The sequence below is a fragment of the Pollutimonas harenae genome, from assembly GCF_004153685.1.
GTDB lineage: Bacteria > Pseudomonadota > Gammaproteobacteria > Burkholderiales > Burkholderiaceae_B > Pusillimonas_C > Pusillimonas_C harenae.
The window spans coordinates 1,088,396-1,110,852 of the sequence record NZ_SDQD01000002.1 but is presented as its reverse complement, the minus strand read 5'-3'; the positions used below and the strand labels follow the sequence as shown (position 1 = coordinate 1,110,852).

At 56.7% G+C, this 22,457-nt stretch carries 19 protein-coding genes; 14 read left to right on the top strand and 5 right to left on the bottom strand.

Annotated elements, in window-relative coordinates:
- The first annotated feature begins 139 nt into the window (after positions 1 to 139).
- From xseA to pcaF, 3 genes are all read left to right on the top strand, one after another.
- The gene (gene xseA / locus ERD84_RS12025) at positions 140 to 1,474 is read left to right on the top strand and encodes an exodeoxyribonuclease VII large subunit (RefSeq protein ID WP_130040051.1); all 1,335 of its coding nucleotides are present in this window, start codon (positions 140 to 142) and stop codon (positions 1,472 to 1,474) included.
- A 77-nt stretch (positions 1,475 to 1,551) separates the two neighbouring features.
- Positions 1,552 to 2,130 (top strand): superoxide dismutase [Fe], encoded by a 579-nt coding sequence (gene sodB, locus ERD84_RS12020; RefSeq protein ID WP_130039840.1) that lies wholly within the window; start codon positions 1,552 to 1,554, stop codon positions 2,128 to 2,130.
- A gap of 215 nt (positions 2,131 to 2,345) precedes the next feature.
- Positions 2,346 to 3,551, top strand: a complete 1,206-nt coding sequence (pcaF, locus tag ERD84_RS12015) for a 3-oxoadipyl-CoA thiolase (RefSeq protein WP_130039839.1) — start codon at positions 2,346 to 2,348, stop codon at positions 3,549 to 3,551.
- A 3-nt stretch (positions 3,552 to 3,554) separates the two neighbouring features.
- Here the strand turns inward: pcaF and ERD84_RS12010 are convergent, their stop codons facing one another.
- On the bottom strand, positions 3,555 to 3,995 hold the full coding sequence (locus ERD84_RS12010; RefSeq protein ID WP_180001945.1) for a DUF192 domain-containing protein: 441 nt from the start codon (positions 3,993 to 3,995) through the stop codon (positions 3,555 to 3,557).
- Positions 3,996 to 4,121: 126 nt separating this feature from the next.
- Complete coding sequence (locus ERD84_RS12005; RefSeq protein ID WP_013741779.1) at positions 4,122 to 4,364, bottom strand: cold-shock protein; 243 nt, start codon at positions 4,362 to 4,364, stop codon at positions 4,122 to 4,124.
- A gap of 162 nt (positions 4,365 to 4,526) precedes the next feature.
- On the opposite strand from ERD84_RS12005, the gene clpS reads away from it, so the two are divergent.
- The 11 genes from clpS to ERD84_RS11950 all read left to right on the top strand — a co-directional run bounded on the left by clpS (position 4,527) and on the right by ERD84_RS11950 (position 19,951).
- Positions 4,527 to 4,850 carry an ATP-dependent Clp protease adapter ClpS gene (gene clpS / locus ERD84_RS12000; protein WP_130039837.1) on the top strand — a complete coding sequence of 108 codons (324 nt, stop codon included), beginning with the start codon at positions 4,527 to 4,529 and terminating at the stop codon, positions 4,848 to 4,850.
- A gap of 199 nt (positions 4,851 to 5,049) precedes the next feature.
- The gene (gene clpA, locus ERD84_RS11995; RefSeq protein WP_130039836.1) at positions 5,050 to 7,362 is read left to right on the top strand and encodes an ATP-dependent Clp protease ATP-binding subunit ClpA; all 2,313 of its coding nucleotides are present in this window, start codon (positions 5,050 to 5,052) and stop codon (positions 7,360 to 7,362) included.
- Between the two features lie 72 nt (positions 7,363 to 7,434).
- Positions 7,435 to 8,706 (top strand): paraquat-inducible protein A, encoded by a 1,272-nt coding sequence (locus tag ERD84_RS11990; RefSeq protein ID WP_130039835.1) that lies wholly within the window; start codon positions 7,435 to 7,437, stop codon positions 8,704 to 8,706.
- On the top strand, positions 8,675 to 10,366 hold the full coding sequence (locus tag ERD84_RS11985; protein WP_130039834.1) for a PqiB family protein: 1,692 nt from the start codon (positions 8,675 to 8,677) through the stop codon (positions 10,364 to 10,366). Before ERD84_RS11990 ends, ERD84_RS11985 begins: the two co-directional genes overlap by 32 nt.
- A 17-nt stretch (positions 10,367 to 10,383) precedes the next feature.
- A complete protein-coding gene (locus ERD84_RS11980) occupies positions 10,384 to 11,031 on the top strand; it encodes a PqiC family protein (protein ID WP_130039833.1) in 648 nt (215 codons plus the stop codon).
- Positions 11,032 to 11,146: 115 nt separating this feature from the next.
- Positions 11,147 to 14,962, top strand: a complete 3,816-nt coding sequence (gene putA / locus ERD84_RS11975; RefSeq protein ID WP_130039832.1) for a trifunctional transcriptional regulator/proline dehydrogenase/L-glutamate gamma-semialdehyde dehydrogenase — start codon at positions 11,147 to 11,149, stop codon at positions 14,960 to 14,962.
- Between the two features lie 111 nt (positions 14,963 to 15,073).
- Positions 15,074 to 16,231: a branched-chain amino acid ABC transporter substrate-binding protein gene (locus ERD84_RS11970; RefSeq protein WP_130039831.1), complete on the top strand. Its 1,158-nt coding sequence runs from the start codon at positions 15,074 to 15,076 to the stop codon at positions 16,229 to 16,231.
- A gap of 147 nt (positions 16,232 to 16,378) precedes the next feature.
- The gene (locus ERD84_RS11965; RefSeq protein WP_130039830.1) at positions 16,379 to 17,311 is read left to right on the top strand and encodes a branched-chain amino acid ABC transporter permease; all 933 of its coding nucleotides are present in this window, start codon (positions 16,379 to 16,381) and stop codon (positions 17,309 to 17,311) included.
- Positions 17,308 to 18,393: an ABC transporter permease subunit gene (locus ERD84_RS11960; RefSeq protein WP_130039829.1), complete on the top strand. Its 1,086-nt coding sequence runs from the start codon at positions 17,308 to 17,310 to the stop codon at positions 18,391 to 18,393. Before ERD84_RS11965 ends, ERD84_RS11960 begins: the two co-directional genes overlap by 4 nt.
- Positions 18,390 to 19,220 (top strand): ABC transporter ATP-binding protein, encoded by an 831-nt coding sequence (locus ERD84_RS11955; protein ID WP_371743182.1) that lies wholly within the window; start codon positions 18,390 to 18,392, stop codon positions 19,218 to 19,220. Before ERD84_RS11960 ends, ERD84_RS11955 begins: the two co-directional genes overlap by 4 nt.
- Positions 19,217 to 19,951 (top strand): ABC transporter ATP-binding protein, encoded by a 735-nt coding sequence (locus ERD84_RS11950; RefSeq protein ID WP_130039828.1) that lies wholly within the window; start codon positions 19,217 to 19,219, stop codon positions 19,949 to 19,951. The genes ERD84_RS11955 and ERD84_RS11950 overlap by 4 nt, the downstream gene beginning before the upstream one ends.
- Before the next feature lie 150 nt (positions 19,952 to 20,101).
- Here ERD84_RS11950 and dut read toward each other — a convergent pair whose 3' ends face one another.
- The 3 genes from dut to coaBC are packed head-to-tail and all read right to left on the bottom strand — an operon-like array spanning position 20,102 to position 22,442.
- Entirely contained in the window at positions 20,102 to 20,551 is a 450-nt protein-coding gene (gene dut, locus ERD84_RS11945; RefSeq protein ID WP_130039827.1) for a dUTP diphosphatase, read from the bottom strand.
- A gap of 14 nt (positions 20,552 to 20,565) precedes the next feature.
- Entirely contained in the window at positions 20,566 to 21,213 is a 648-nt protein-coding gene (locus ERD84_RS11940) for a DedA family protein (RefSeq protein WP_130039826.1), read from the bottom strand.
- Positions 21,214 to 21,236: 23 nt separating this feature from the next.
- Complete coding sequence (gene coaBC / locus ERD84_RS11935) at positions 21,237 to 22,442, bottom strand: bifunctional phosphopantothenoylcysteine decarboxylase/phosphopantothenate--cysteine ligase CoaBC (protein ID WP_130039825.1); 1,206 nt, start codon at positions 22,440 to 22,442, stop codon at positions 21,237 to 21,239.
- Positions 22,443 to 22,457 lie beyond the last annotated feature (15 nt).

The following is a 22,457-nucleotide window of genomic DNA, read 5'->3' as shown; positions in this document are numbered from 1 at the left end:
TTTGCTTGAGATTGGATTGATATTTCATCAATTTGACAAATCACATTATGCTGTGGACAGAAATACCGAATGGATAGCCATCTAGAGGCGCCTTCCTCTATTGTCCGCTTCAGCACACATTTTTATGGATACATACGCAATGCAGCCTGATACCGACGGCGTTTTAACCGTTAGCCAGTTGAATCGCCGGGTTGGCGATCTGCTTTCCGGGTATTTTTCACGCATATGGGTGAGGGGCGAAGTTTCCAACTTTACCCAAGCCGCCTCGGGACATTGGTATTTCTCTGTCAAGGACGAAGGTGCTGCAGTACGGGCGGTCATGTTCCGTGGCCGGGCTCAGGCGGTCGGGTTCGTGCCCAAGCCAGGCGAAAAATTTGAGTTTCGTGTCAATGTGACTCTATACGAGCCACGTGGTGACTATCAGGTACAGGTCGAAAGCCTGCGGCGTGCGGGGCGTGGCGACTTGCACGAGGCTTTCCTGGTCCTAAAAGACAAGCTGGCTGCCGAAGGTCTGTTCGACCCGGGCCGCAAAAGGCCGATCAAGGCTTTGCCTCAAGCCATAGGTGTAGTGACTTCATTGGCGGCGGCGGCCTTGCGCGATGTATTGTCGGCGCTGGCCAGGCGCGCGCCACATGTGTCAGTCATTATTTATCCTGCTCCGGTGCAAGGGCTGGACGCCGCGGGTCGTTTGAATCAGGCATTGCAGCAGGCCATACAGCGAAACGAAGTCGATACTTTACTGCTGGTACGTGGCGGCGGCAGCCTGGAAGACCTGTGGAGCTTTAATGACGAAGTATTAGCCCGTAGCATTGCTGCCAGCCCAATTCCGATAATCAGTGGTGTTGGCCATGAAACCGACTTCACGATTGCCGATTTTGTTGCCGATGTGCGTGCACCCACACCCACGGCTGCTGCTGAATTATGCTGCCGTAGCCGTCAGAGCTGCGCTGACGCTGTTGCGGCGGCTGTGGCCGCCCTGACAGCCCGGCAAATGCGTAACCTTGAGCGGTCCAGCCTGAGACTGGATCGGGCAGTGGCGTTGCTGGTGTCACCCCAACAGCGTTTGCGACAGCAGGGCGAGCATCTGCAAAGGCTCAGGCAGCGGTTGGCGCAATCCCTGGCACGGCCACAGGAAGGCCGGACGGCCAGGCTGGCGATGCTGGAAACCCGGCTGGCACATGCCAGGCCCCGTCCAGCTGCCCGGCACACTGACATCACGACACAGCTACACAGACTTGCCGCAGGCCTGGAACGCGGATTGGAGCGACGTCAGCAACGACTTGCCGCCAGCATGCAGACTCTGCATGCGCTCAATCCTCACAATATTCTGGAACGTGGCTACGCCATAGTACGCAAAGGCAACGGGGAGGTCGTCAAAAATGCGTTAGACTTGAATATTGGCGAATCGCTAAGTGTTGAGCTTGGGCGTGGTAGCGTTCATGTGAACGTTTCCCAGACGCATGGTTTGCTATGAGTCACCGGCTCAATTTTTTTACGCGCTGATTGCGCTGCTTCATGCACCCTGACTGGTTTTTTTGAAGGAACTTGAACATGGCTTTTACTTTACCTCCGCTCCCTTACGCCCTAGATGCCCTGGCACCTACCATTTCCAAAGAAACACTGGAATACCACTACGGCAAGCATCATCAATCCTACGTCACCAACCTGAACAATCTGGTTGCCGGCACCGAGTTTGAATCGGCCAGTCTGGAAGACATTGTCAAGAAATCGTCGGGTGGCCTTTTCAACAATGCGGCGCAAATCTGGAACCATACCTTCTACTGGAACAGCCTGTCCCCCAACGGTGGTGGTGAGCCCAGCGGTGCCTTGCTGGATGCTATCAATGCCAAGTGGGGCAGCGTCGACGGGTTCAAAGAGGCCTTCAACAAATCTGCTGCAGGCAACTTCGGTTCGGGCTGGACATGGCTGGTCAAGAAAACCGACGGCTCGCTTGATATCGTCAACACCAGCAACGCTGCCACGCCCCTTACCACTTCCGACGTTCCATTGCTGACCTGTGACGTCTGGGAACACGCTTACTACATCGACTACCGTAACGCGCGTCCCAAATACCTGGAAAGCTTCTGGGCAATTGCAAACTGGGATTTCGCAGCCGCCAATCTGGGCTAAAAACCCTTAAGGCAAGCTCTTATTGCCGCCAAGCGCCGCCTGTTTATCGGGCGGCGTTATTATTTTCAAGCCAGGTTTTCGCAGTGGCCGCAGGGTGGACAGACTCGTCTGAGACACCTGAATTCGGCGGCCATTACGGTAATATTAAAAGTTCCCGCACGGCTTGTGCACCGAATTCCGCTTTAGAATTTTTTGTTTGTTTTTCAGGGCCTACCATGACAACACATGCTTATATTTGCGATGCAATCCGCACACCTTTCGGCCGTTACGCTGGCGGTCTGGCCCCGGTCCGGACCGATGACCTGGGCGCCATTCCGCTCAAGGCGCTCATGCAACGTAACCCCGATGTCGATTGGTCCAGGCTCGACGATGTGCTGCTTGGGTGTGCCAACCAGGCCGGCGAAGACAACCGCAACGTTGCCCGCATGGCCAGTTTGCTGGCAGGCTTACCCATCGAAGTCGCCGGCGCCACCATCAACCGTCTGTGCGGTTCAGGCCTTGATGCCATCGGTTCAGCAGCCCGTGCCATCAGGGCCAACGATGCAGCGTTCGTACTGGCCGGCGGCGTTGAAAGCATGAGCCGGGCTCCTTTTGTCATGGGCAAGGCCGACACCGCCTTTTCCCGCAATGCGGCCATCTACGACACCACTATTGGCTGGCGTTTTGTCAACAAGGCCCTAAAAGCTCAGTATGGCGTCGACTCCATGCCCGAAACAGCCGAAAACGTAGCCGACCAGTTCAAGGTCAGCCGTGCCGACCAAGACGCCTTTGCATTGGCCAGCCAGTCCAAAACAGCACTGGCACAGCAAAATGGTGTTTTCCAGGAAGAAATCACCCCTGTGCACATACCGCAACGTAAAGGGGATCCGGTCGTCGTCGACACCGATGAGCACCCGCGCCAAACCTCACTAGAGGCTTTGGCCCGCCTCAAACCCATTGTCCGCCCCGACGGCACGGTCACGGCCGGTAATGCTTCGGGCGTCAATGACGGTGCTTGCGCCCTGATTGTGGCTTCTGAAAGCATGGCTCGTGAGCAGGGTCTGGTTCCGCGTGCCCGTGTTGTGGCCATGGCGACAGCAGGGGTAGAGCCTCGCATCATGGGCATAGGACCAGCGCCAGCTTCGCAAAAGGTACTTGCGCTCGCCGGTCTGACGCTCGATCAAATGGATGTCATCGAACTGAACGAGGCCTTTGCGGCCCAGGGTCTGGCAGTTATGCGCATGCTGGGCCTCGACGATAACGATCCGCGCGTGAATCCCAATGGTGGTGCCATTGCTCTGGGTCACCCCTTGGGCGCCAGCGGTGCACGCCTGGCCTTGACGGCTGTCAATCAATTGCACCGAACAGGCGGGCGCTATGCACTTTGCACGATGTGCATAGGCGTTGGGCAAGGCATTGCCCTGATTATGGAGCGCGTATAAACCTCAGCGCTGCGGAAGCTGCTTGACCGCCATGCCAGCCTTGATCTGGTGGCGCTTGAACCAGCCCTGTTCCATTTCAAGCGCAAACACGATAGCGGCGGCCGGACAGTGCGTATCGAGGCTGTGCGGCTGCATATCGGCGATATTCACAATCATGCCTTGGGCGTCGATGAATGCAATGGATAAAGGCAATGGTGTGTTTTTCATCCAGAAGCAGGGCATGCCCACACTATCAAAAACGAATAGCATGCCATGATCGGTGGGTAGCGACTGCCGGTTCATCAGGCCGTACGAGCGGCTGGCGTCAGTGGCGGCGACCTCGGCCTGTACTGTCTGGGGGCCTACCTTGATTTGCGTCGTGGGTAGCAGCATGCCCTGTGCATGTACAGGGGGAGCCAGGAAAAAAACCAGCGTCAGCCAACACAATGATGCAGACCGCAACATGGCTTTATACAAGGTGTTGCGTGTTTGCACAGGTCTGGCGCAAAAAAAAACAGGGCGACGAGGCCCTGTATGGCGATACGATTTATGCATTATTGTTAAAGGTTATGCAGGTATACCTGCCAGGCGTCAGGCAGCCGTAATGTTGAGTGCTTGTTTGCCTTTTGGCCCCTGGGCGATTTCGAACGCGACTTTTTGACCCTCTTTGAGAGTTTTGAAGCCGTTCATCTGGATGGATGAAAAGTGCGCGAAAAGGTCTTCACCTCCGTTGTCGGGGGTGATGAACCCAAAACCTTTGGCATCGTTGAACCACTTTACGGTTCCGGTCAGCTTTTCGGTGTCCCCAGTGGAGGTTGCGGTTGAATCAGACATGCGGACTGCCTCTCGACTATAGTGTTAAATTGAAACGCGACTACAAGGGTTACCTTTAGCCTATTGATTCTGGCATGCGGCATACTTCCAGGCCCTCAGAATAATACGATAATGCGCAATTTACCCTAACATAGTCAACTATGGAAACCACTAGTATTTGACATGGCCCCACAAATCGAAAACCAGCGTACTACGGTTCTTGATCGTCAACCCGCCAAACTGGCGCCTCCTCCCATGTACCAGGTTGTTCTGTTGAACGACGATTACACCCCCATGGAATTCGTGGTGGCTGTGTTGCAGCGTATCTTTGGAAAGAACGAAGACGAGGCAGCACGTATTATGCTGAAGGTACACCACGAAGGGCGGGGTGTTTGCGGTGTGTATCCGCGTGATATTGCCGCGACTCGGGTCGAAATGGTCAGGCAGATGGCACATGCGCGACAGCACCCCTTGCAATGCGTGATGGAACCTGTCCCCGATGCCTGAAGCTTGCGGATGCTCAATGTTTTTCGCAGTATCGCGCGCAAGCAGTAGCAAGTACAGGTATAGTAAAGTTATCGATAGCATTTGATGCTATTGGGTAACATTGAATATGACTCTTTAATTTATGTTGATACGCAAGGTCGATTTAGTCATAGAATAGATTTATCGAATTGTTTGTCCGCTCCGATCTGTAGGAGGAAGCGTGATCTCCGAAGAACTTGAAGTCAGCCTGCATATGGCCTTTGTCGAGGCCCGTAGCGCCCGGCACGAATTTATTACTGTCGAGCATCTGCTGCTGTCGCTGCTCGATAATGCCGCCGCCGTCGAGGTTTTGCGTGCATGTTCCGCCAACCTTGACGTCCTGCGCCAGGAATTGCGTAATTTCGTCAATAAGAACACGCCCATCTTTCCCGGCGAAGACGAGGTCGACACGCAGCCCACACTGGGTTTTCAGCGCGTTATCCAGCGTGCCATCATGCATGTGTCTTCAGGCAACTCCAACCGTAATACGGTAACCGGCGCCAACGTGCTGGTGGCCATGTATGGCGAAAAAGATTCCCATGCTGTGTACTTTCTGCAGCAACAGGGAGTCACTCGCCTGGACGTGGTCAACTACCTATCGCATGGCATTACCAAAACACCCGACGAGCCGCCAGCTGAGCCGGCCAAAGCCGCCGCCACGCCCGAAGAACCCAAGTCCGATCAGCAGAAATCGCCGCTTGAACTCTACGCCACCGATCTGAACGCCGAGGCACGCTCTGGCCGTATCGATCCCCTTATCGGACGCGAGCACGAGGTCGAACGCGTCATTCAGGTGTTGTGCCGTCGCCGCAAAAATAATCCTTTGCTGGTGGGCGAGGCCGGAGTAGGCAAGACGGCTATTGCCGAGGGTCTGGCATGGCGCATTACCAAGAAAGATGTGCCCCAAATCCTGGCTAATGCCGAGGTCTATGCGCTCGATATGGGTGCCTTACTCGCCGGCACCAAGTACCGGGGCGATTTCGAGCAACGCCTCAAAGGCGTGCTCAAGTCACTCAAGGACAACACCAACGCCATTCTGTTCATCGACGAAATCCATACCCTGATCGGTGCAGGTTCCGCTTCCGGCGGAACGCTCGACGCATCCAACCTGCTCAAACCAGCGCTTTCGTCGGGCCAGTTAAAATGTCTGGGTGCTACTACTTACAACGAGTACCGGGGCATTTTTGAAAAAGATCACGCCTTGTCGCGTCGTTTTCAGAAAATCGACGTTCCCGAGCCTACTGTTGAGCAGACCATACAAATATTGCGTGGCCTGAAAGGCCACTTCGAAGCACACCACGGCGTGCGTTATTCGGCTGCAGCCATTACAGCGGCCGCCGAGCTGGCTGCGCGCCATATCAATGATCGCTTTCTACCCGATAAAGCCATCGACGTCATCGACGAAGCGGGTGCCGCACAACGCCTGTTGCCGCGCTCTCGCCAAAAGAAGATTATTGGCAAGACAGAGATCCAGGCCACAGTCGCCAAAATTGCTCGCATACCGCCGCAAAGCGTGTCCAACGATGATCGCAACAAGCTGGCCACACTCGAGCGAGACCTCAAAACCGTGGTGTTTGGTCAGAATTCCGCCATCGAAGCGCTTGCCGCTGCCATCAAGATGGCGCGCTCGGGCCTCGGCCGTCCCGACAAGCCTATAGGCTCCTTTCTCTTCTCGGGCCCCACTGGCGTGGGTAAAACCGAAGTGGCTCGCCAATTGGCCTTTGTGCTGGGCGTCGATCTGCTGCGCTTCGACATGTCCGAATACATGGAGCGCCACACGGTTTCGCGCCTCATTGGTGCGCCTCCGGGCTATGTAGGTTTCGACCAGGGTGGGCTACTCACCGAAGCCGTCAGCAAGCAGCCGCATTGTGTTTTGCTCCTCGATGAAATCGAAAAAGCACATCCCGACGTCTACAATATTTTGCTTCAGGTCATGGACCACGGCACACTGACTGACAATAACGGTCGCAAGTCAGACTTCCGCAATGTCATCATTGTCATGACGACCAATGCCGGAGCCGAAACGCTGAACCGCAGCAGCATCGGTTTTGCCACGCCGTCCAAAACCGGCGACGAAATGGCCGATATCAAACGCCTGTTCACGCCCGAGTTCCGCAACCGGCTCGATGCCATTATTGGCTTCACACCCTTGTCGCGAGAGGTCATTTTGCGTGTGGTCGACAAATTCCTCATGCAGCTCGAAGACCAGCTGCACGAGAAGCGGGTCGATGTCGTATTCACACAAGAACTGCGCGATCACCTTGCCAAAGAGGGCTTTGATCCCACCATGGGTGCGCGCCCCATGCAAAGGCTTATTCAAGACACCATCCGCCGTGCATTGGCCGACGAACTACTCTTCGGACGCCTGGTCGACGGCGGCAGCGTACAGGTTGGGCTCGATGCCGACAGTAAGGTCGAGTTGGTGTTCCCCGGCAACGACAACAAACCAGGCAAAGTCCAAGATTCGCATCCGGAGCCTGAGCTTGTTGACTAAGCGGTTTGCATACTCACAGCGCCTGCCTGCGGTTCTCCTGGATCAGAGCTTGCAAGGCGGGCGCAAGTGCTTATGGCCAGCCGCCCACTGATTGCTTGTCAGCATTGTGCAACCTTGCATGAGCGTGTACCGCTGGCACCCGGCGCCACGGCAACTTGCGTGCGCTGTGGCTATGCGCTGTATCGTGCAAGCACCATACCGCTCAATGGCTGGATAGCGCTCGTAGTGGGTGCGTTGCTTGTCTTCGCCATTGCCAACTACTTCCCCATTGTCACCTTGCGCATTGGCGGGCTGGCTACCCACGCCTCACTACCTGGTGCCTTGTACCTGACCTGGGAGCAAGGTCACAGGCTGCTAGCCGTCATGACAGGTATGTTTTCGTTCTGGATGCCACTGACGCAACTGCTGTTCCTGCTATGGGCGCTGCTGGCCATACGCGCACGCCGGATACCTGGTGATTTTTCCTACGGCATGCGCTTGCTGGAATTTGTGATTCACTGGAGCATGGTACCGGTATTCATGCTGGGCATATTGGTGGCGTTGGTCAAATTCGCGGGGATGGCAAAGGTGCAACTCGAGCCCGGGATCTGGGGGTTCGTCGTGCTCACATTCCTGCTCACGGGGCTGAGCCGCCTGACGGCGCGCCGCTTGTGGGGCTTTGCCGAAGATGCGGGCCTGGTTATGCAAGCCCGTGCGGATCTTGCTCAAACTCAAACGCACCGGCTGGCTTCCTGCCATGCTTGCGGCTTCGTACAGCAGCTGGAAGATGTTGAGCAAGCCGAGGCTTGCAGACGCTGCGGCGAGCGTGTGCATTTTCGTAAGCCGGATCAAAAATCCAGGGTGTGGGCCCTGGTCTTGGCAGCCTGGATCGCTTATATCCCTGCTAACGTTTTGCCTGTAATGCGGATACGCACTGCGGCCAGCGACAGCGAGCACACTATACTGGGCGGGGTCATCGAGCTGTGGAACTACGGTTCCTGGGACCTGGCCCTGATTGTATTCATTGCCAGCGTGGTGGTACCCATGACCAAATTGCTGGCACTAATGGTATTGATGGTGCAGCGACGTTGGCGTGGCCCGGTAATTCAGCGTCAGCGGACCCGTCTGTACGAGCTGGTCGAGTTTATAGGGCAGTGGTCCATGCTCGACGTTTTTGTCGTGATACTGATGTCGGCCATGCTTGATTTTCCGGGGATATCGCAGGTTATTGCCGGCCCTGGTGCCGCCAGCTTTGGCGCGGTGGTCATCCTGACGATGTTTGCCGCCATGAGCTATGATCCGCGCAAGGGTTGGGACAAACAAAGAGAAATACATGACAGATCCGAACAAGCCTCAAGAGTCTAGCCAGCCGACAGGAGGGCCTGCCGGAAGCGGGGCTGCCGTGCAGCCCTACACGCCTGAGGTAAAGTCGCGCAGCCAGAGCCGGATATCCTGGATCTGGCTATTGCCGCTGGTAGCCGCCTTGGTGGGGGGCTCTTTGCTGGTGCGCGGCTGGCTGCATATGGGCCCCACGATCAATATCAGTTTTGAATCGGCTGACGGCCTGGAAGTCGGGCAGACCAAGGTGCGCTATAAAGATGTGGTGATAGGCGTTGTCTCTGGCATCAAGGTAGCGCCGGACCGCTCCAAGGTGATTGTTAGCGCCGAGCTCAATCGTGATGGCTCGGAATACATCACCCAGTCGGATAGCCGTTTCTGGGTTGTGCGGCCACGCCTGGGCATTAGCGGGGTGTCGGGGCTGGGTACTTTGCTTTCGGGCGCTTATATCAGTGTTGATGCCGCCGAAACCTCTAATGGCGCAGAGCCCGTCTACGATTTTGAGGGTCTTGAGAAACCTCCTGAGGTGGTTAGTGGCCGGCCCGGTAGCCGTTTTACCTTATTCGCGCCTGATCTTGGTTCGCTGGAAATTGGCTCCCCTGTGTATTACCGGCGTATTGAAGTGGGGCGTGTTATAGGCTACGACCTGGATTCCAACGGCGAGCAAGTCAATATACAGGTATTCATCGATGCGCCTAACGACAAATTCGTCACTAAAAATGCCCGTTTCTGGAACGTCAGTGGTATCAACTTATCCTTGAATGCAGACGGCTTCAATGTCGAAACCGGCTCTTTGGTCTCGGTGCTGGCAGGCGGCGTGGCGTTCGCGTCGTCTGATCATTCGCTTACAGAAGAGAGTGAGTCCGCCAAGCCCGACAGTCGTTTCGAGTTGTCCCCGACATATGCCCAGGCTATGGCCGATCCCGATGGGCCAGCGTTTCCCATCGAACTGCACTTTTATCAGTCAGTCAGAGGCTTGAAAGTAGGTGCGCCGGTCGATTTTCGGGGGCTGGAACTAGGCGAGGTATACGATATCGACCTGGAGTTCAATGCTGAAAGCAAGCGGTTTTTTGCGCTGGTCAGGATCCGGCTATACCCTATGCGTTTTGGAGAAGTCTACGAACGCCTGATCAAGCTCAATCCAGGAACGACGGGTTACCCAGGCGCGGCGCTGTTGGGTCCCATGATCCAGCACGGCCTGCGTGGTCAGATCCGGGCTTCCAATCTGCTGACCGGGCAACAATATGTGGCGCTTGATTTCTTCCCGGACGCCGAACCGGTAGCGTTTGATGACAAGAAAAGACCCGCAATCATTCCCACGATAGCAGGCAGTTTTGATCGTCTGCAGCAACAGATCAGCAGCATAGTCGGCAAGCTTGATGCCATACCGTTCGATAAGATAGGCACTGAACTGCAAGGCAGCCTCGAGAGTGCCAGAAAGCTGCTTGATAGGCTGGAAACACAGGTGGCGCCCGAGGCCAGCGGTGTGCTGAAGTCAGCACGCAATTCCTTGAATCAGCTTAATAAGCTGTTGGCTGATAATTCGCCCATGAACAATAATATCGAGCGAACCATGCGTGAACTCAGTAATGCCGCCAAGTCATTGAGGGCCCTGGCCGACTATCTGCAAACGCATCCAACAGCGCTCATACGCGGCCGGGAAGAAAGCTTTCCGGTAACTCCTTAGGGAGCATCGGAGCCATTATGAATCAACTTCTGAAAGTCCTGGTTTGCAGTCTCGCTGGCATACTGCTTGCAGCGTGTGCCTCGAGCAAACCCAGTCACTATTACACGCTGATGGCTACTGCGCCATTGCAACAGCCTGCCGCAGGTAGTACGCCCCTGCCCAAATATGCCATCAGTGTGCAGGCGGTCGAATTGCCCGAACAGGTCGATCGGCCGCAAATTGTGATTACTGATCCGAAGTCTACTCAAGTCATGCCTTTGGGCGATTCGCTTTGGGCCTCACCTTTGTCGTACCAGCTTCAAAATGCCTTGTCCTACGAACTGTCCAGTCAATTGGGTGTGCTCGACGTTTCAGCCACAGGAATCCCCGGTTCGCTACCCGTCTGGCAAGTGCTGATGCAAGTGCAGCGCTTCGAGTCCCTGTACAACGAGCGTGTATTGCTTGACGCCACCTGGCGGCTTACGCCTCTCAATCAAGGGAAAAAGGCTTCCATTATTTGCCGTGGCGCCACGCAAGTGCCGGTACAGCAGGGCGTATCCGCCATGGTGGCCGGGCATCAACAAGCCCTGCGCCAACTTGCTGAAGTCATGGCGCGTCAAATTGAAACCGGAAAAACGGCCGTATCCGATACGCAGGTAAACCTAAAAGGTTGTACTTCTTCGTAGCTGTTTCTCACTAGGGTTAACCTTGGTATAAAAATAGGTGCAACCTGTGTAGTATTCCAATCTTTCTCGCTGCGCGGGCCATTCCTGCGCGCATATGAAAATATGGAGACTAGCCATGGCAACAAGCACACTGGGCGTCAAGGTTGACGATACGCTACGCGAGCGCTTGAAGACTGCGGCAGCCAAGCTGGGGTGTACACCACACTGGCTGCATAAGCAGGCACTTCTTTCGTATATCGACGCCATCGAGCGGGGACGTTTACCGGACGAGATTTCTTATCTGGGTGCAGGCGATGCCGACGGTGGAAGCCCCGAACCCATCGTAGCTGTGGCAGCGACTCCATTTCAGCAATTTGCCCACGACGTGCAGCCGCAGTCAGTGTTGCGTGCTGCCATTACGGCGGCTTATCGTCGTCCTGAAACCGAGTGTGTTTCCATGCTGCTCGACAAGGCACGTTGCGCCCAGCCCAAGAATACCTACGCCCTGGCGCGACGCTTGGTTGAAGCGTTGCGCGGCAAACGCAAGAGTGGCGGGGTCGAGGGTCTGATTCAGGAGTTTTCCCTTTCCAGTCAGGAAGGTGTCGCCCTGATGTGTCTGGCCGAGGCGCTGTTGCGTATACCCGACCGTGCAACACGTGATGCCCTGATACGCGACAAGATCAGCCATGGCGATTGGCGCTCGCATATGGGCGAGTCCCCCTCGTTATTCGTCAATGCCGCAACCTGGGGCCTGATGCTGACTGGCAAGCTGGTCGGCGTCAACAGCGAACAGTCGTTGTCCAAGGCGCTGACGCGGCTTATTGGCAAAGGTGGCGAGCCCCTCATACGCAAAGGCGTAAATATTGCCATGCGCATGATGGGCGAACAATTCGTGGCGGGACAGACCATCTCGGCAGCGATTGCCAATGGACGCAAGCACGAAGACAAGGGTTTCCGATATTCCTACGACATGCTGGGCGAGGCCGCCACCACGGCCGCCGATGCGGAGCGCTATTACGCGTCTTATGTTCAGGCCATACACGCCATAGGAAAGGCAGCACAAGGCAAAGGCATATACGAAGGCCCGGGCATTTCGATCAAGTTGTCGGCACTGCACCCGCGCTATAGCCGCGCGCAGCGCGATCGGGTCATGGCCGAATTGCTGCCCAGGCTTACCGAGCTGGCCATGCTGGCACACCAATACGATATAGGCCTGAACATCGATGCCGAAGAGGCCGACCGCCTTGAGCTTTCTCTCGATCTGCTCGAGGCTTTGTGCTTTGACTCCGGGTTGGCGGGCTGGAATGGCATAGGTTTTGTGGTTCAGGCTTACCAGAAACGAGCTCCTTTCGTCATAGACTACGTCATAGATCTGGCGCGGCGCAGCGGGCACAGGCTGATGCTGCGGCTGGTCAAGGGTGCATATTGGGATACCGAGATCAAGCGTGCGCAAGTCGATGGCCTTGAAGGCTATCCGGTCTATACCCGCAAAGTTCATACTGACGTGTCTTACCTGGCCTGCGCGCGCAGGCTGCTGGATGCACCCGACGCGGTGTATCCACAATTCGCCACGCATAACGTCCATACGCTTTCGGCTGTCTACCATATGGCAGGCCAGAATTATTACCCGGGACAGTACGAGTTTCAGTGCCTGCATGGCATGGGCGAGCCTCTCTACGAACTGGTCACCGGATCCGTGGCGCAAGACAAGCTGAATCGGCCCTGCCGCATTTATGCGCCAGTGGGTACGCACGAAACCTTGCTGGCCTATCTGGTGCGTCGCCTGCTCGAAAATGGCGCCAATACCTCGTTTGTGAATCAGATTGGCGATGAAGATATTTCGATTGATACCCTGATCGCCGATCCAGTAGCCTGCGTCGAACGCATACAACCGCTGGGCGCGCCACACGAGCGCATTCCTCTGCCTCGCGATTTATATCGGGAAGCCGACGGCCGCCCCAACTCAACAGGTTTCGACCTGAGTAATGAGCAGCGCTTGAGTTCACTGGCAGCTGCTTTGCTGAACGGCGTGGGCCAAACCTGGCGCGCCATGCCACAACTGGCCGAAGCCGACGTGCGCTGGGACGACGAGCGTGCCAAGCCCGTGCTGAACCCCGCTGATCATCGTGACGTGGTGGGTTACGTCATGGAGGCCAACGACGCCGAGGTCGTCCAGGCGGTGGCGGGCGCTGTACATGCCGCGCCCATCTGGGCTGCCACACCAGTCGTGGACCGTGCACGCTGCCTGACCCGTGCGGCGCAGATTCTCGAAGACGAGATGCAGTTATTACTGGGCCTGATTGTGCGTGAGGCGGGAAAATCTTTGCCCAATGCCATTGCCGAGGTGCGCGAGGCGGTTGATTTCCTGCGCTATTACGCGGCACAAATCGAGCAGTCATTTTCCAACGACACGCACCGTCCGCTGGGGCCGGTGCTGTGTATTAGCCCATGGAATTTCCCCATGGCCATCTTTGCCGGGCAAGTCTCGGCGGCGTTGGCTGCGGGCAACCCAGTCCTGGCCAAACCAGCCGAGCAGACCAACCTGATTGCGGCGGCGACTGTGTCGGCACTGCATCGGGCGGGCGTACCTGCCGGGGCGGTCCAGCTGTTGCCAGGGCAGGGTGAAACGGTGGGCGCCAGCCTGGTGGCCAACCCCGGCATACGCGGAATCATGTTTACTGGGTCGACCGATGTTGCTCAGCTGATCTCACGCACGCTTGCCGAGCGCCTGGATGACAGCGGCCATCCTATTCCCCTGGTTGCGGAAACCGGCGGACAAAATGCCATGATTGTCGATTCGTCGGCCTTGTCCGAGCAAGTAGTGGTCGATGTGCTTTCTTCCGCTTTCGACTCGGCAGGCCAACGCTGTTCAGCCTTACGTGTGTTGTGTCTGCAGGACGACTGCGCCGACAGTATGCTGACCATGTTGCGCGGCGCCATGCAGGAACTTTGTGTGGGCCAGCCCGATGTGTTGTCCACCGACGTGGGTCCGGTCATTGATGCCGATGCGCGCAACGCCATCCAGGCGCATATCAAGACCATGCGCGATGCGGGTCACCAGGTCGATCAACTTCCTCTAGGGCAGGCTTGCGAGCCGGGCACGTTTGTAGCACCGGCCCTGATAGAAATCGACGACATTTCGCAGCTCAAGAAAGAAGTCTTTGGCCCGGTGCTGCATGTACTGCGCTACAAGCGCGACGATCTCGATGCTCTGGTGGATGCCATCAATGAAACGGGCTATGGGCTGACGTTCGGCGTGCACACGCGCCTGGACGAAACCGTAGCCAGGGTGTCCGAGCGGATTCATACGGGCAACATCTACGTCAATCGCAATATTGTGGGCGCCGTGGTCGGCGTGCAGCCGTTCGGCGGCCAGGGCCTGTCGGGTACCGGGCCCAAGGCGGGCGGGCCTTTGTATCTGAGGCGCCTGTTGTCGCGTTGTCCCGCAGGCTTGCCTGCATGGTGCCAACCCGTTGAAGCACATAACGCACCTTTGGAACTGCCTGGCCCAACCGGCGAAAACAATATGTACTACACCCGGCCGCGCGGCACAGTGCTGTGCATCAGCGCAACAGCAGCCGGAGCGCAAATTCAGTTTGATGCCTGCCTGCAAACCGGCAACCACGTGGCCTTGGTCGATAACCAGACGGGGCGTGCGTTTTTTGATCAATGCGACAAGGCGGGTCAGCAGCGCATACGGCTGCTTCCTTCCGACGATATCGCTCAGGCTGAGTACGACGCCGTGCTGTTCGAGGGGGACAGCGATACCTTGCGTGAATTGAATGGCATCGTGGCGCGTCGCCCTGGTCCCATCATCTCGGTGCAGGGTCTGAGCAGCGATGAGCTGGCGGGAGGAGCAAGCTACAGGCTTGACCGCTTGTTGCACGAGGTATCGGTCAGTGTAAATACAGCCGCCGCGGGCGGTAACGCCACGCTCATGATGGTGGGCTGACAAAATTTGGATTTTTAAGGTTGTGGCCCATTATCCATGGGTTATGCGTTTGGCTTAATTCGGAATGACTGGTTTCCGAGGCTAGCCATATTTCAAACAAAGGAGATAACAATGTCCATCAAAGGATTCAAGCTTTTAGGCGCAACAGCCGCCGTCATGGCAGGCTTTGCGCTGATGCCGGCGCAGGCGGCCGACAATACGGTCGTCAAGCTGGGCTTTGCCGCCCCGCTCACTGGTCCGCAGTCGCATTACGGCGAAGACATGAAAAACGGCCTGACCCTAGCGCTGGAAGAAGCCAATAAACAGAACATAGAGCTCGATGGCAAGCCGGCCAAGTTCGAGCTGGTTACACGCGATGACCAGGCCGACCCGCGCACTGCCGTGCAGGTAGCCCAGCAAATCGTTGATGAAGAAGTGCAGGGTGTATTGGGACATTTCAACTCGGGCACGACCATACCCGCATCGAGCGTTTATAACGATGCCGGTTTGCCGCAGATCGCCATGGCGACTTCACCGGAATATACCCAACAAGGCTACGACACTACCTTCCGCATGATGACCAGCGACACGCAGCAGGGCGCAGCGGCAGGCGAATTCATCGTGAAGGATCTTGGCGCCAAGAATATTGCCCTGATCGACGATCGCACGGCTTACGGACAAGGCCTGGCAGACCAGGTGGCCAAGGCGGTTGAGGCCAATGGTGGCAAAGTGGTTGCTCGTGAGTACACCACCGATAAAGCCAACGACTTTACGGCCATTCTGACTAATATCAAGTCCAAGGAACCCGATGCCATCTTCTTTGGCGGTCTGGATGCACAGTCAGGTCCCATGCGCCGTCAAATGGTCACGCTGGGTATCAAGGCACCCCTGGTATCGGGTGAAATGACACGTAGCGCAACCTTCCTGAAGCTGGCTGGCGATGCGGCCAATGGCACTTACGCCTCGCTGGCAGGTGTACCGCTCAAGCAAATGGCAGCCGGTGAAAAATTCGCGGCAGACTACAAGGCACGCTTCAAGGTCGAGCCTGGTGTTTATGCTCCTTACGCTTACGATGGCGCCTGGAACATGATTACTGCCATGAAGGAAGCGGGTTCGGCACAGCCTGAAAAATACCTGCCTAAACTCGCCGCCCTGCAGCGTACCGGCGCAACCAGCGAAAACATTGCTTATGACAAGAATGGCGATCTGAAGGAAATTTCGGTCACCATCTATGAAGTCAAAAATGGCAAGTGGGAAATGGTCAAGACCATGGTCAGCAAGGCCAACTGATCAGTGCGCAGGAAGCCCTGAACTTGTCGGGTGCTTCCTGAATGTCCCCGGCCGGCCGTGCCTGGCTGCCGGGCAGAGCGCCTGATTGGGCCTTCGCTCCGACAATAGGGCGGACGTCAGTACCGCCTCTTACCTGCGAGTCTAAGCATGGATATCCTTCTACAACAGCTGATCAATGGTGTGACTGTGGGCAGCGTATATGCCCTGGTCGCCCTTGGCTATACCATGGTCTACGGTATCATCGGCCTGATCAATTTTGCTCATGGCGATGTCGTTATGGTGGGCGCCATGGTGGCTACCACGCTGGTTGCCGCGTTTTTGGGTGCGGATCCGGGCAGCACCTCGGCGTGGTTGGCCGTAACAGGTGCCTTGTTGCTGGCCATACCATTGTGCATGGCACTGGGCTGGATCGCCGAACGTTTCGCCTACCGTCCCTTGCGCCGCGCGCCACGTCTGGCTGCGCTGATCACCGCTATTGGCGTGTCGATCATTATTCAGAATATTGCCATGATGGTGTGGGGCCGCAACTACCTGAGCTTCCCACACATTATTGAACCTAATATCTTCCAGATGGGCGGTGCACGCATCAGCCTGCTGCAAATCATCATTATCTTGTCGGCGATGGCCATTATGGCCGGGCTACTGTTGGTTGTGCATCGCACCCGACTGGGTACCGCCATGCGCGCTACTGCGCAAAATCGGGAAGTGGCCGGGTTGATGGGCGTGAATATCAATACCGTTATTTCAGCAGCCTTCCTGATCGGCTCGGCGCTGGCTGCCGTAGCAGGCGTCATGGTCACCACTTATTATGGCGTGGCTCAATACACCATGGGCTTTATGCTAGGCCTGAAAGCCTTTACGGCTGCGGTGCTGGGCGGCATCGGCAATTTAGGCGGTGCCATGTTGGGCGGCCTGTTGCTTGGCGTCATCGAATCACTGGGTGCTGGCTATATCGGCGACCTGACCAACGGCGTATTCGGTAGTAATTACCAAGACGTTTTCTCTTTCATCGTGCTGATACTGGTGCTGGTATTCCGGCCATCGGGCCTGTTGGGTGAACGAGTTGGAGACCGTGCATGAGCCTTACTTCTACCAAGCGGACGATCACTCCCAAAGTCTGGCTGGGCATCGCTCTTTGCGGTGCGGCGCTGGCCATATTGCCCTTCGTCTTGGGCATGGCCGGCCAAAGCTGGGTGCGCACCCTGAATTTCGCCTTGCTGTATGTCATGCTGGCCCTGGGTCTGAATGTGGTCGTGGGTTTCGCTGGCCTGCTTGATCTGGGCTATATCGCTTTTTACGCTGTGGGCGCCTACGTGTGGGCCTTGCTGGCATCACCGCATTTTGGGCTGCACTTGCCGTTCTGGATAGTGTTGCCGGCGGGCGTGGTGCTGGCGGCGTTTTTCGGAGCCATGCTGGGCGCGCCTACCCTCAAGTTGCGGGGCGATTACCTGGCTATCGTGACATTGGGTTTTGGTGAAATCGTCCGCATTTTCATGAACAATCTTGATGCACCGGTCAATATCACCAACGGCCCGCAAGGTATCAACCGGATCGATAGCTTTGCCATCGGAGAGTTCGCTTTCGGTCGTTCGCAATCCTTGTTGGGTTTTCGCATTACCGGACCCGAAAAATACTATTACCTGCTGCTGTTCTTCACCATCGTTATCGTGATCATATGCGCGCGTCTGCAGAACTCCCGCATAGGCCGTGCCTGGGAGGCCGTACGAGAAGACGAGGTGGCCGCCAAGGCAATGGGCATCAACACGCGCAACATCAAGCTGCTGGCGTTCTCTATGGGCGCCAGTTTTGGCGGTGTGGCGGGGGCCATGTTCGCATCCATGCAAGGGTTTGTCAGCCCTGAAAGCTTCAGCCTGACTGAATCCATTATGGTGCTGTGCATGGTGGTGCTGGGTGGTATGGGCAATATTCCGGGCGTCATATTGGGTGCCATTCTGCTTTCTGTTTTCCCCGAAATTTTACGGGCCGTAGTCGTGCCGCTGCAGCAAACAATTTTTGGTGACGTCATTCTTGATCCCGATGGCATACGCATGCTGCTGTTTGGTTTTGCCCTGGTGCTGGTCATGATATTCAGGCCGGCTGGCCTGTGGCCATCCGCGGTGCGGCGTCGAGAGCTTTCTACATCCAAGGAGGGTCAGGCATGATTCCGGCCAGTGTCAACCCTAACGCCAGCTCCATGCCTGAACTGCTGCTGGTAGCCAGCAAACTGAGCAAGCGCTTTGGTGGCTTGCAAGCCTTGTCCGATGTCAGCTTCTCGATTTGCAAAGGCGATATCTACGGACTGATCGGGCCCAATGGAGCGGGCAAGACAACTTTGTTCAATGTATTGACCAGTCTGTATGTGCCTGAATCAGGTAGCTGCAATTTCATGGGCCATCAGCTGACACGCCTGAAGCCGCATGAAATTGCCATTGCCGGGCTGGCGCGCACCTTCCAGAACATACGGTTGTTCGGGGCCCTGAGTGCCATTGAGAACGTCATGATAGGTCGGCACATCCGTACCCGTGCGGGCGTATTCGGCGCCATTACCCGCAACCAGGCCACGCGCGCGGAAGAGGCTGCCATAGAGCAACGAGCACAAGAGCTACTTGACTATGTGGGCATAGGCGACCGGGCCAATCATCTTGCCAGCGCCTTGCCTTATGGAGATCAGCGGCGGCTCGAAATAGCCCGTGCCCTGGCCACCGAGCCGGCGCTGTTGGCGCTTGACGAGCCTGCTGCTGGCATGAATGCATCGGAAACCGTGGTGCTCAGGCGGTTGATTGAAAAAATACGCGACGATGGTATGACGGTGCTGCTTATTGAGCATGACATGAAACTGGTGATGGGCTTGTGCAACCGGGTGCTGGTGCTCGAATACGGCAAGGTGCTGGCAGAAGGCAAGCCCGCTGAAGTCCAGCGCAATCCCAAGGTCATAGAGGCCTATCTGGGTGCCGGCGCTGCAACCGAACATAGCAAGGAAGCGTCATGAGCGAGTCAGAGACTTTATTGGACATCAGCCAGCTTGAAGTGGCTTACGGCGGCATTCGTGCCGTACGCGGCATGGATCTCACCGTACAGCGCGGCGAACTGGTCTGTCTGATAGGTGCCAACGGTGCCGGCAAAAGCACGACGCTGCGCGCCATATGCGGATTAGTGCCCGTTTCAGCCGGAAGCATCACTTACGATGGCAAGTCCATTGCAGGCACGCCGTCCTACACGCTGGTGCGACAAGGTCTGGTCATGGTGCCGGAAGGGCGGGGTATTTTTGGTCAGCTCACCATAGAAGAAAACCTGGCCATGGGTGGCTACAGTCGTAAAGATCAGAATCAGGTGCGCAGCGATATCGAGCATGTCTTCGAGCTCTTTCCTCGCTTGCAAGAGCGTCGCAGCCAGTCGGCGGGCACGCTGTCGGGTGGTGAGCAGCAAATGCTGGCCATGGGCCGTGCCATGATCTCGCGGCCACGCCTGCTTCTGCTGGACGAACCCTCCATGGGGCTGGCACCGCTCATGGTTGAAAAAATCTTCGAAGTGGTTCGCACCATTGCGGCCGAAGGCGTCACTATTTTGCTGATCGAGCAAAATGCCAGACTGGCGCTCGAGATAAGCCAGCGTGCCTACGTGATGGAATCCGGCCAAATCATATTACAAGGGCCATCCAATCAGCTGCTGGACAACCCCAGGATTCGTGCTGCGTACCTGGGTGAGGAAGAGGCCGCTTGAATTGCGGCGGCTAGTTTTTGTACAAGCTAATCCATGATGGCGTGTACTGTGGCTTTCGGGAAATTGTGACTTGTAAGAAAAACGACTTATGCACAGAAAATGTGGATAAGTCGTTTGGCCTATATATGGGCTGTTTGGCTTACGTATAGGTCATCGACGGCCGGTGCTGCCGAAGCCACCCGTGCCGCGTTCACTGTCGTTGAACTCGTCGACAATATCGAACTCGACTTGTTGAACAGGCACCACCACCAATTGCGCCAGCCTTTCCATAGGCTGCAGCACGAACGCTTCGGAGCCGCGATTCCAGGCCGACACCATGAGCGGACCCTGATAGTCGGAGTCGATCAGACCCACGAGGTTGCCCAGTACGATGCCGTGCTTGTGCCCCAGGCCGGAGCGCGGCAGGATGATGGCGGCATAGGCCGGATCGGCTATATGTATCGACAAACCGGTGGGTACTAACTCGGTGACTCCTGGACGCAGAGTAATTGGATTGTCGATACAAGCACGCAGGTCGAGGCCAGCCGAGCCCTTGGTTGCGTAGGCCGGCAGAAAGTCATTCATGCGGGGATCAAGAATTTTTAAGGCTATTTTTCTCACGTTGTACTCGTTGTTCAGGTTTTGTCCTGCGGTTTATGGGTGGGGGGCGTGCGACGCTTGCGCACCATGGCGCGTGCTATCCACAGAGCGAGAATGACTGACAGTACCGTGCTGAATATCAGGCTGAGATTCATGCCGTTGCCATGCATCGCGTCGACGCTGCGGCCCGCCAGATAGCCGGGCAGCAGCATCACGGGTACCCAGATAATGGCTGAAGCAATATTGGCGAGCTGGAACCGCAAGTGCGGCATGCGTATGACACCGGCTACGCTGGGAACCACAGAGCGCAGTGGCCCCAGGAAACGGCCGGCGAATATGGTCAGCATGCCGTACTTATAGAAAAAAAGGCGTGCACGGGCGACGGCGCGTCGCTGTTTGTTCAAGGGCCAGCTATGTATGATTTTTGGTCCCAGCAGGTGGCCAATATAGTACGAAATGGCATCGCCCAGCACAGCGCCTGCTATACCCCAGATCACAACGGGCGCCGGCTCTAGTGTGCCGCTACCCACCAGGCCGCCTACCAGCATCAGCAAAGCGGTTGCAGGGATTGCCAGCCCTATGATCAGCAGCGATTCGCCCATGGTCAGTAGCCCTATGATCAGCCCGGCCCATTCCTGGTGCGACTGGATGAAGGTGCTGGCGTATTCTATATATTGATCCATATTTCCTTGTGGTGAAGGGGCAGTTACTGGTGGGGAGTCGATGACTGTTGGGCAATTTCCCGGACCAGTCTGCGTGCAGCATCGAGCTTGGGTAGCACAGGTAATGCTTGCGCACCTTGCGAGCTGAATAACACGAGTTCGGTGGTATCGGCGTTCATGGCTTGTTGAGCCAGGTTTCCGACCAGCATCGGCACCCCTTTACGCTGACGCTTGGCCTCGGCGTTCTGGTGCAGGTTTTCGGTTTCGGCGGCGAAGCCTACGCAAAATGGGCCGGAAACCATGCCGGCCACGTCGGCCAGAATATCGGGGTTTACTGAAAACTGCAGTTCGGGCGCATGCCCGTCGGCTTTTTTCTTGAGCTTGCTGTCGCTGGCATTTGCCACGTGCCAGTCGGCTACTGCGGCCACTGCAATGAAAATATCGCTGTTGCGGGCTTCGCTCATGACGGCGGCATGCATCTGCGCTGCACTTTCAACATTGATACGATTGACACCGTATGGGGTTGCTAGGGCGGTAGGCCCGGATACCAGCACAACCTGCGCCCCCGCTTCGCGGGCGGCCTGGGCGATGGCATACCCCATTTTGCCGGATGACCGGTTGGTGAGCACACGCACCGGATCGATTTTTTCGGAGGTGGGCCCGGCCGTGATCAACACCTGGCGTCCGGACAGAGTCTTGGGCTGGAAATAAGCAATCAGCTCGACAAGCAGTTCATTGGCCTCGAGCATGCGTCCGCTGCCGATCTCGCCGCAGGCCTGATCGCCTTCGGCTGGTCCGAGGATAGCTGCGCCGTCTGCTTGCAGCTGCGCCACATTGCGCTGTGTGGCGGGGTGCAGCCACATTTCGCGATTCATGGCGGGGGCCACCAGCAAGGGGCAGGCACCTTTGGCAACGCATAGGGTGGACAGCAGGTCGTTGGCTTGGCCGTGAGCCAGCTTGGCGATGAAGTCGGTGCTGGCCGGTGCGATCAGTATGGCGTCCGCGCCGCGAGTCAGGTTGATATGCGCCATATTGTTGGCGATGCGAGCGTCCCAGGTGTCCACGAATACTGGGCGGCCCGACAAGGCCTGCATGGTCACCGGCGTGATGAAGTGAGTAGCGGCTTCAGTCATGACCACATCGATGACGGCACCCTGGTCTTGCGCACGGCGCACGAACTCAGCCAGCTTGTAGCAGGCTATGCCCCCGGTCAGTCCCAGGACTATACGTTTGTTTGCAAGTTCCAGCATAAGGTCATGTGCTCT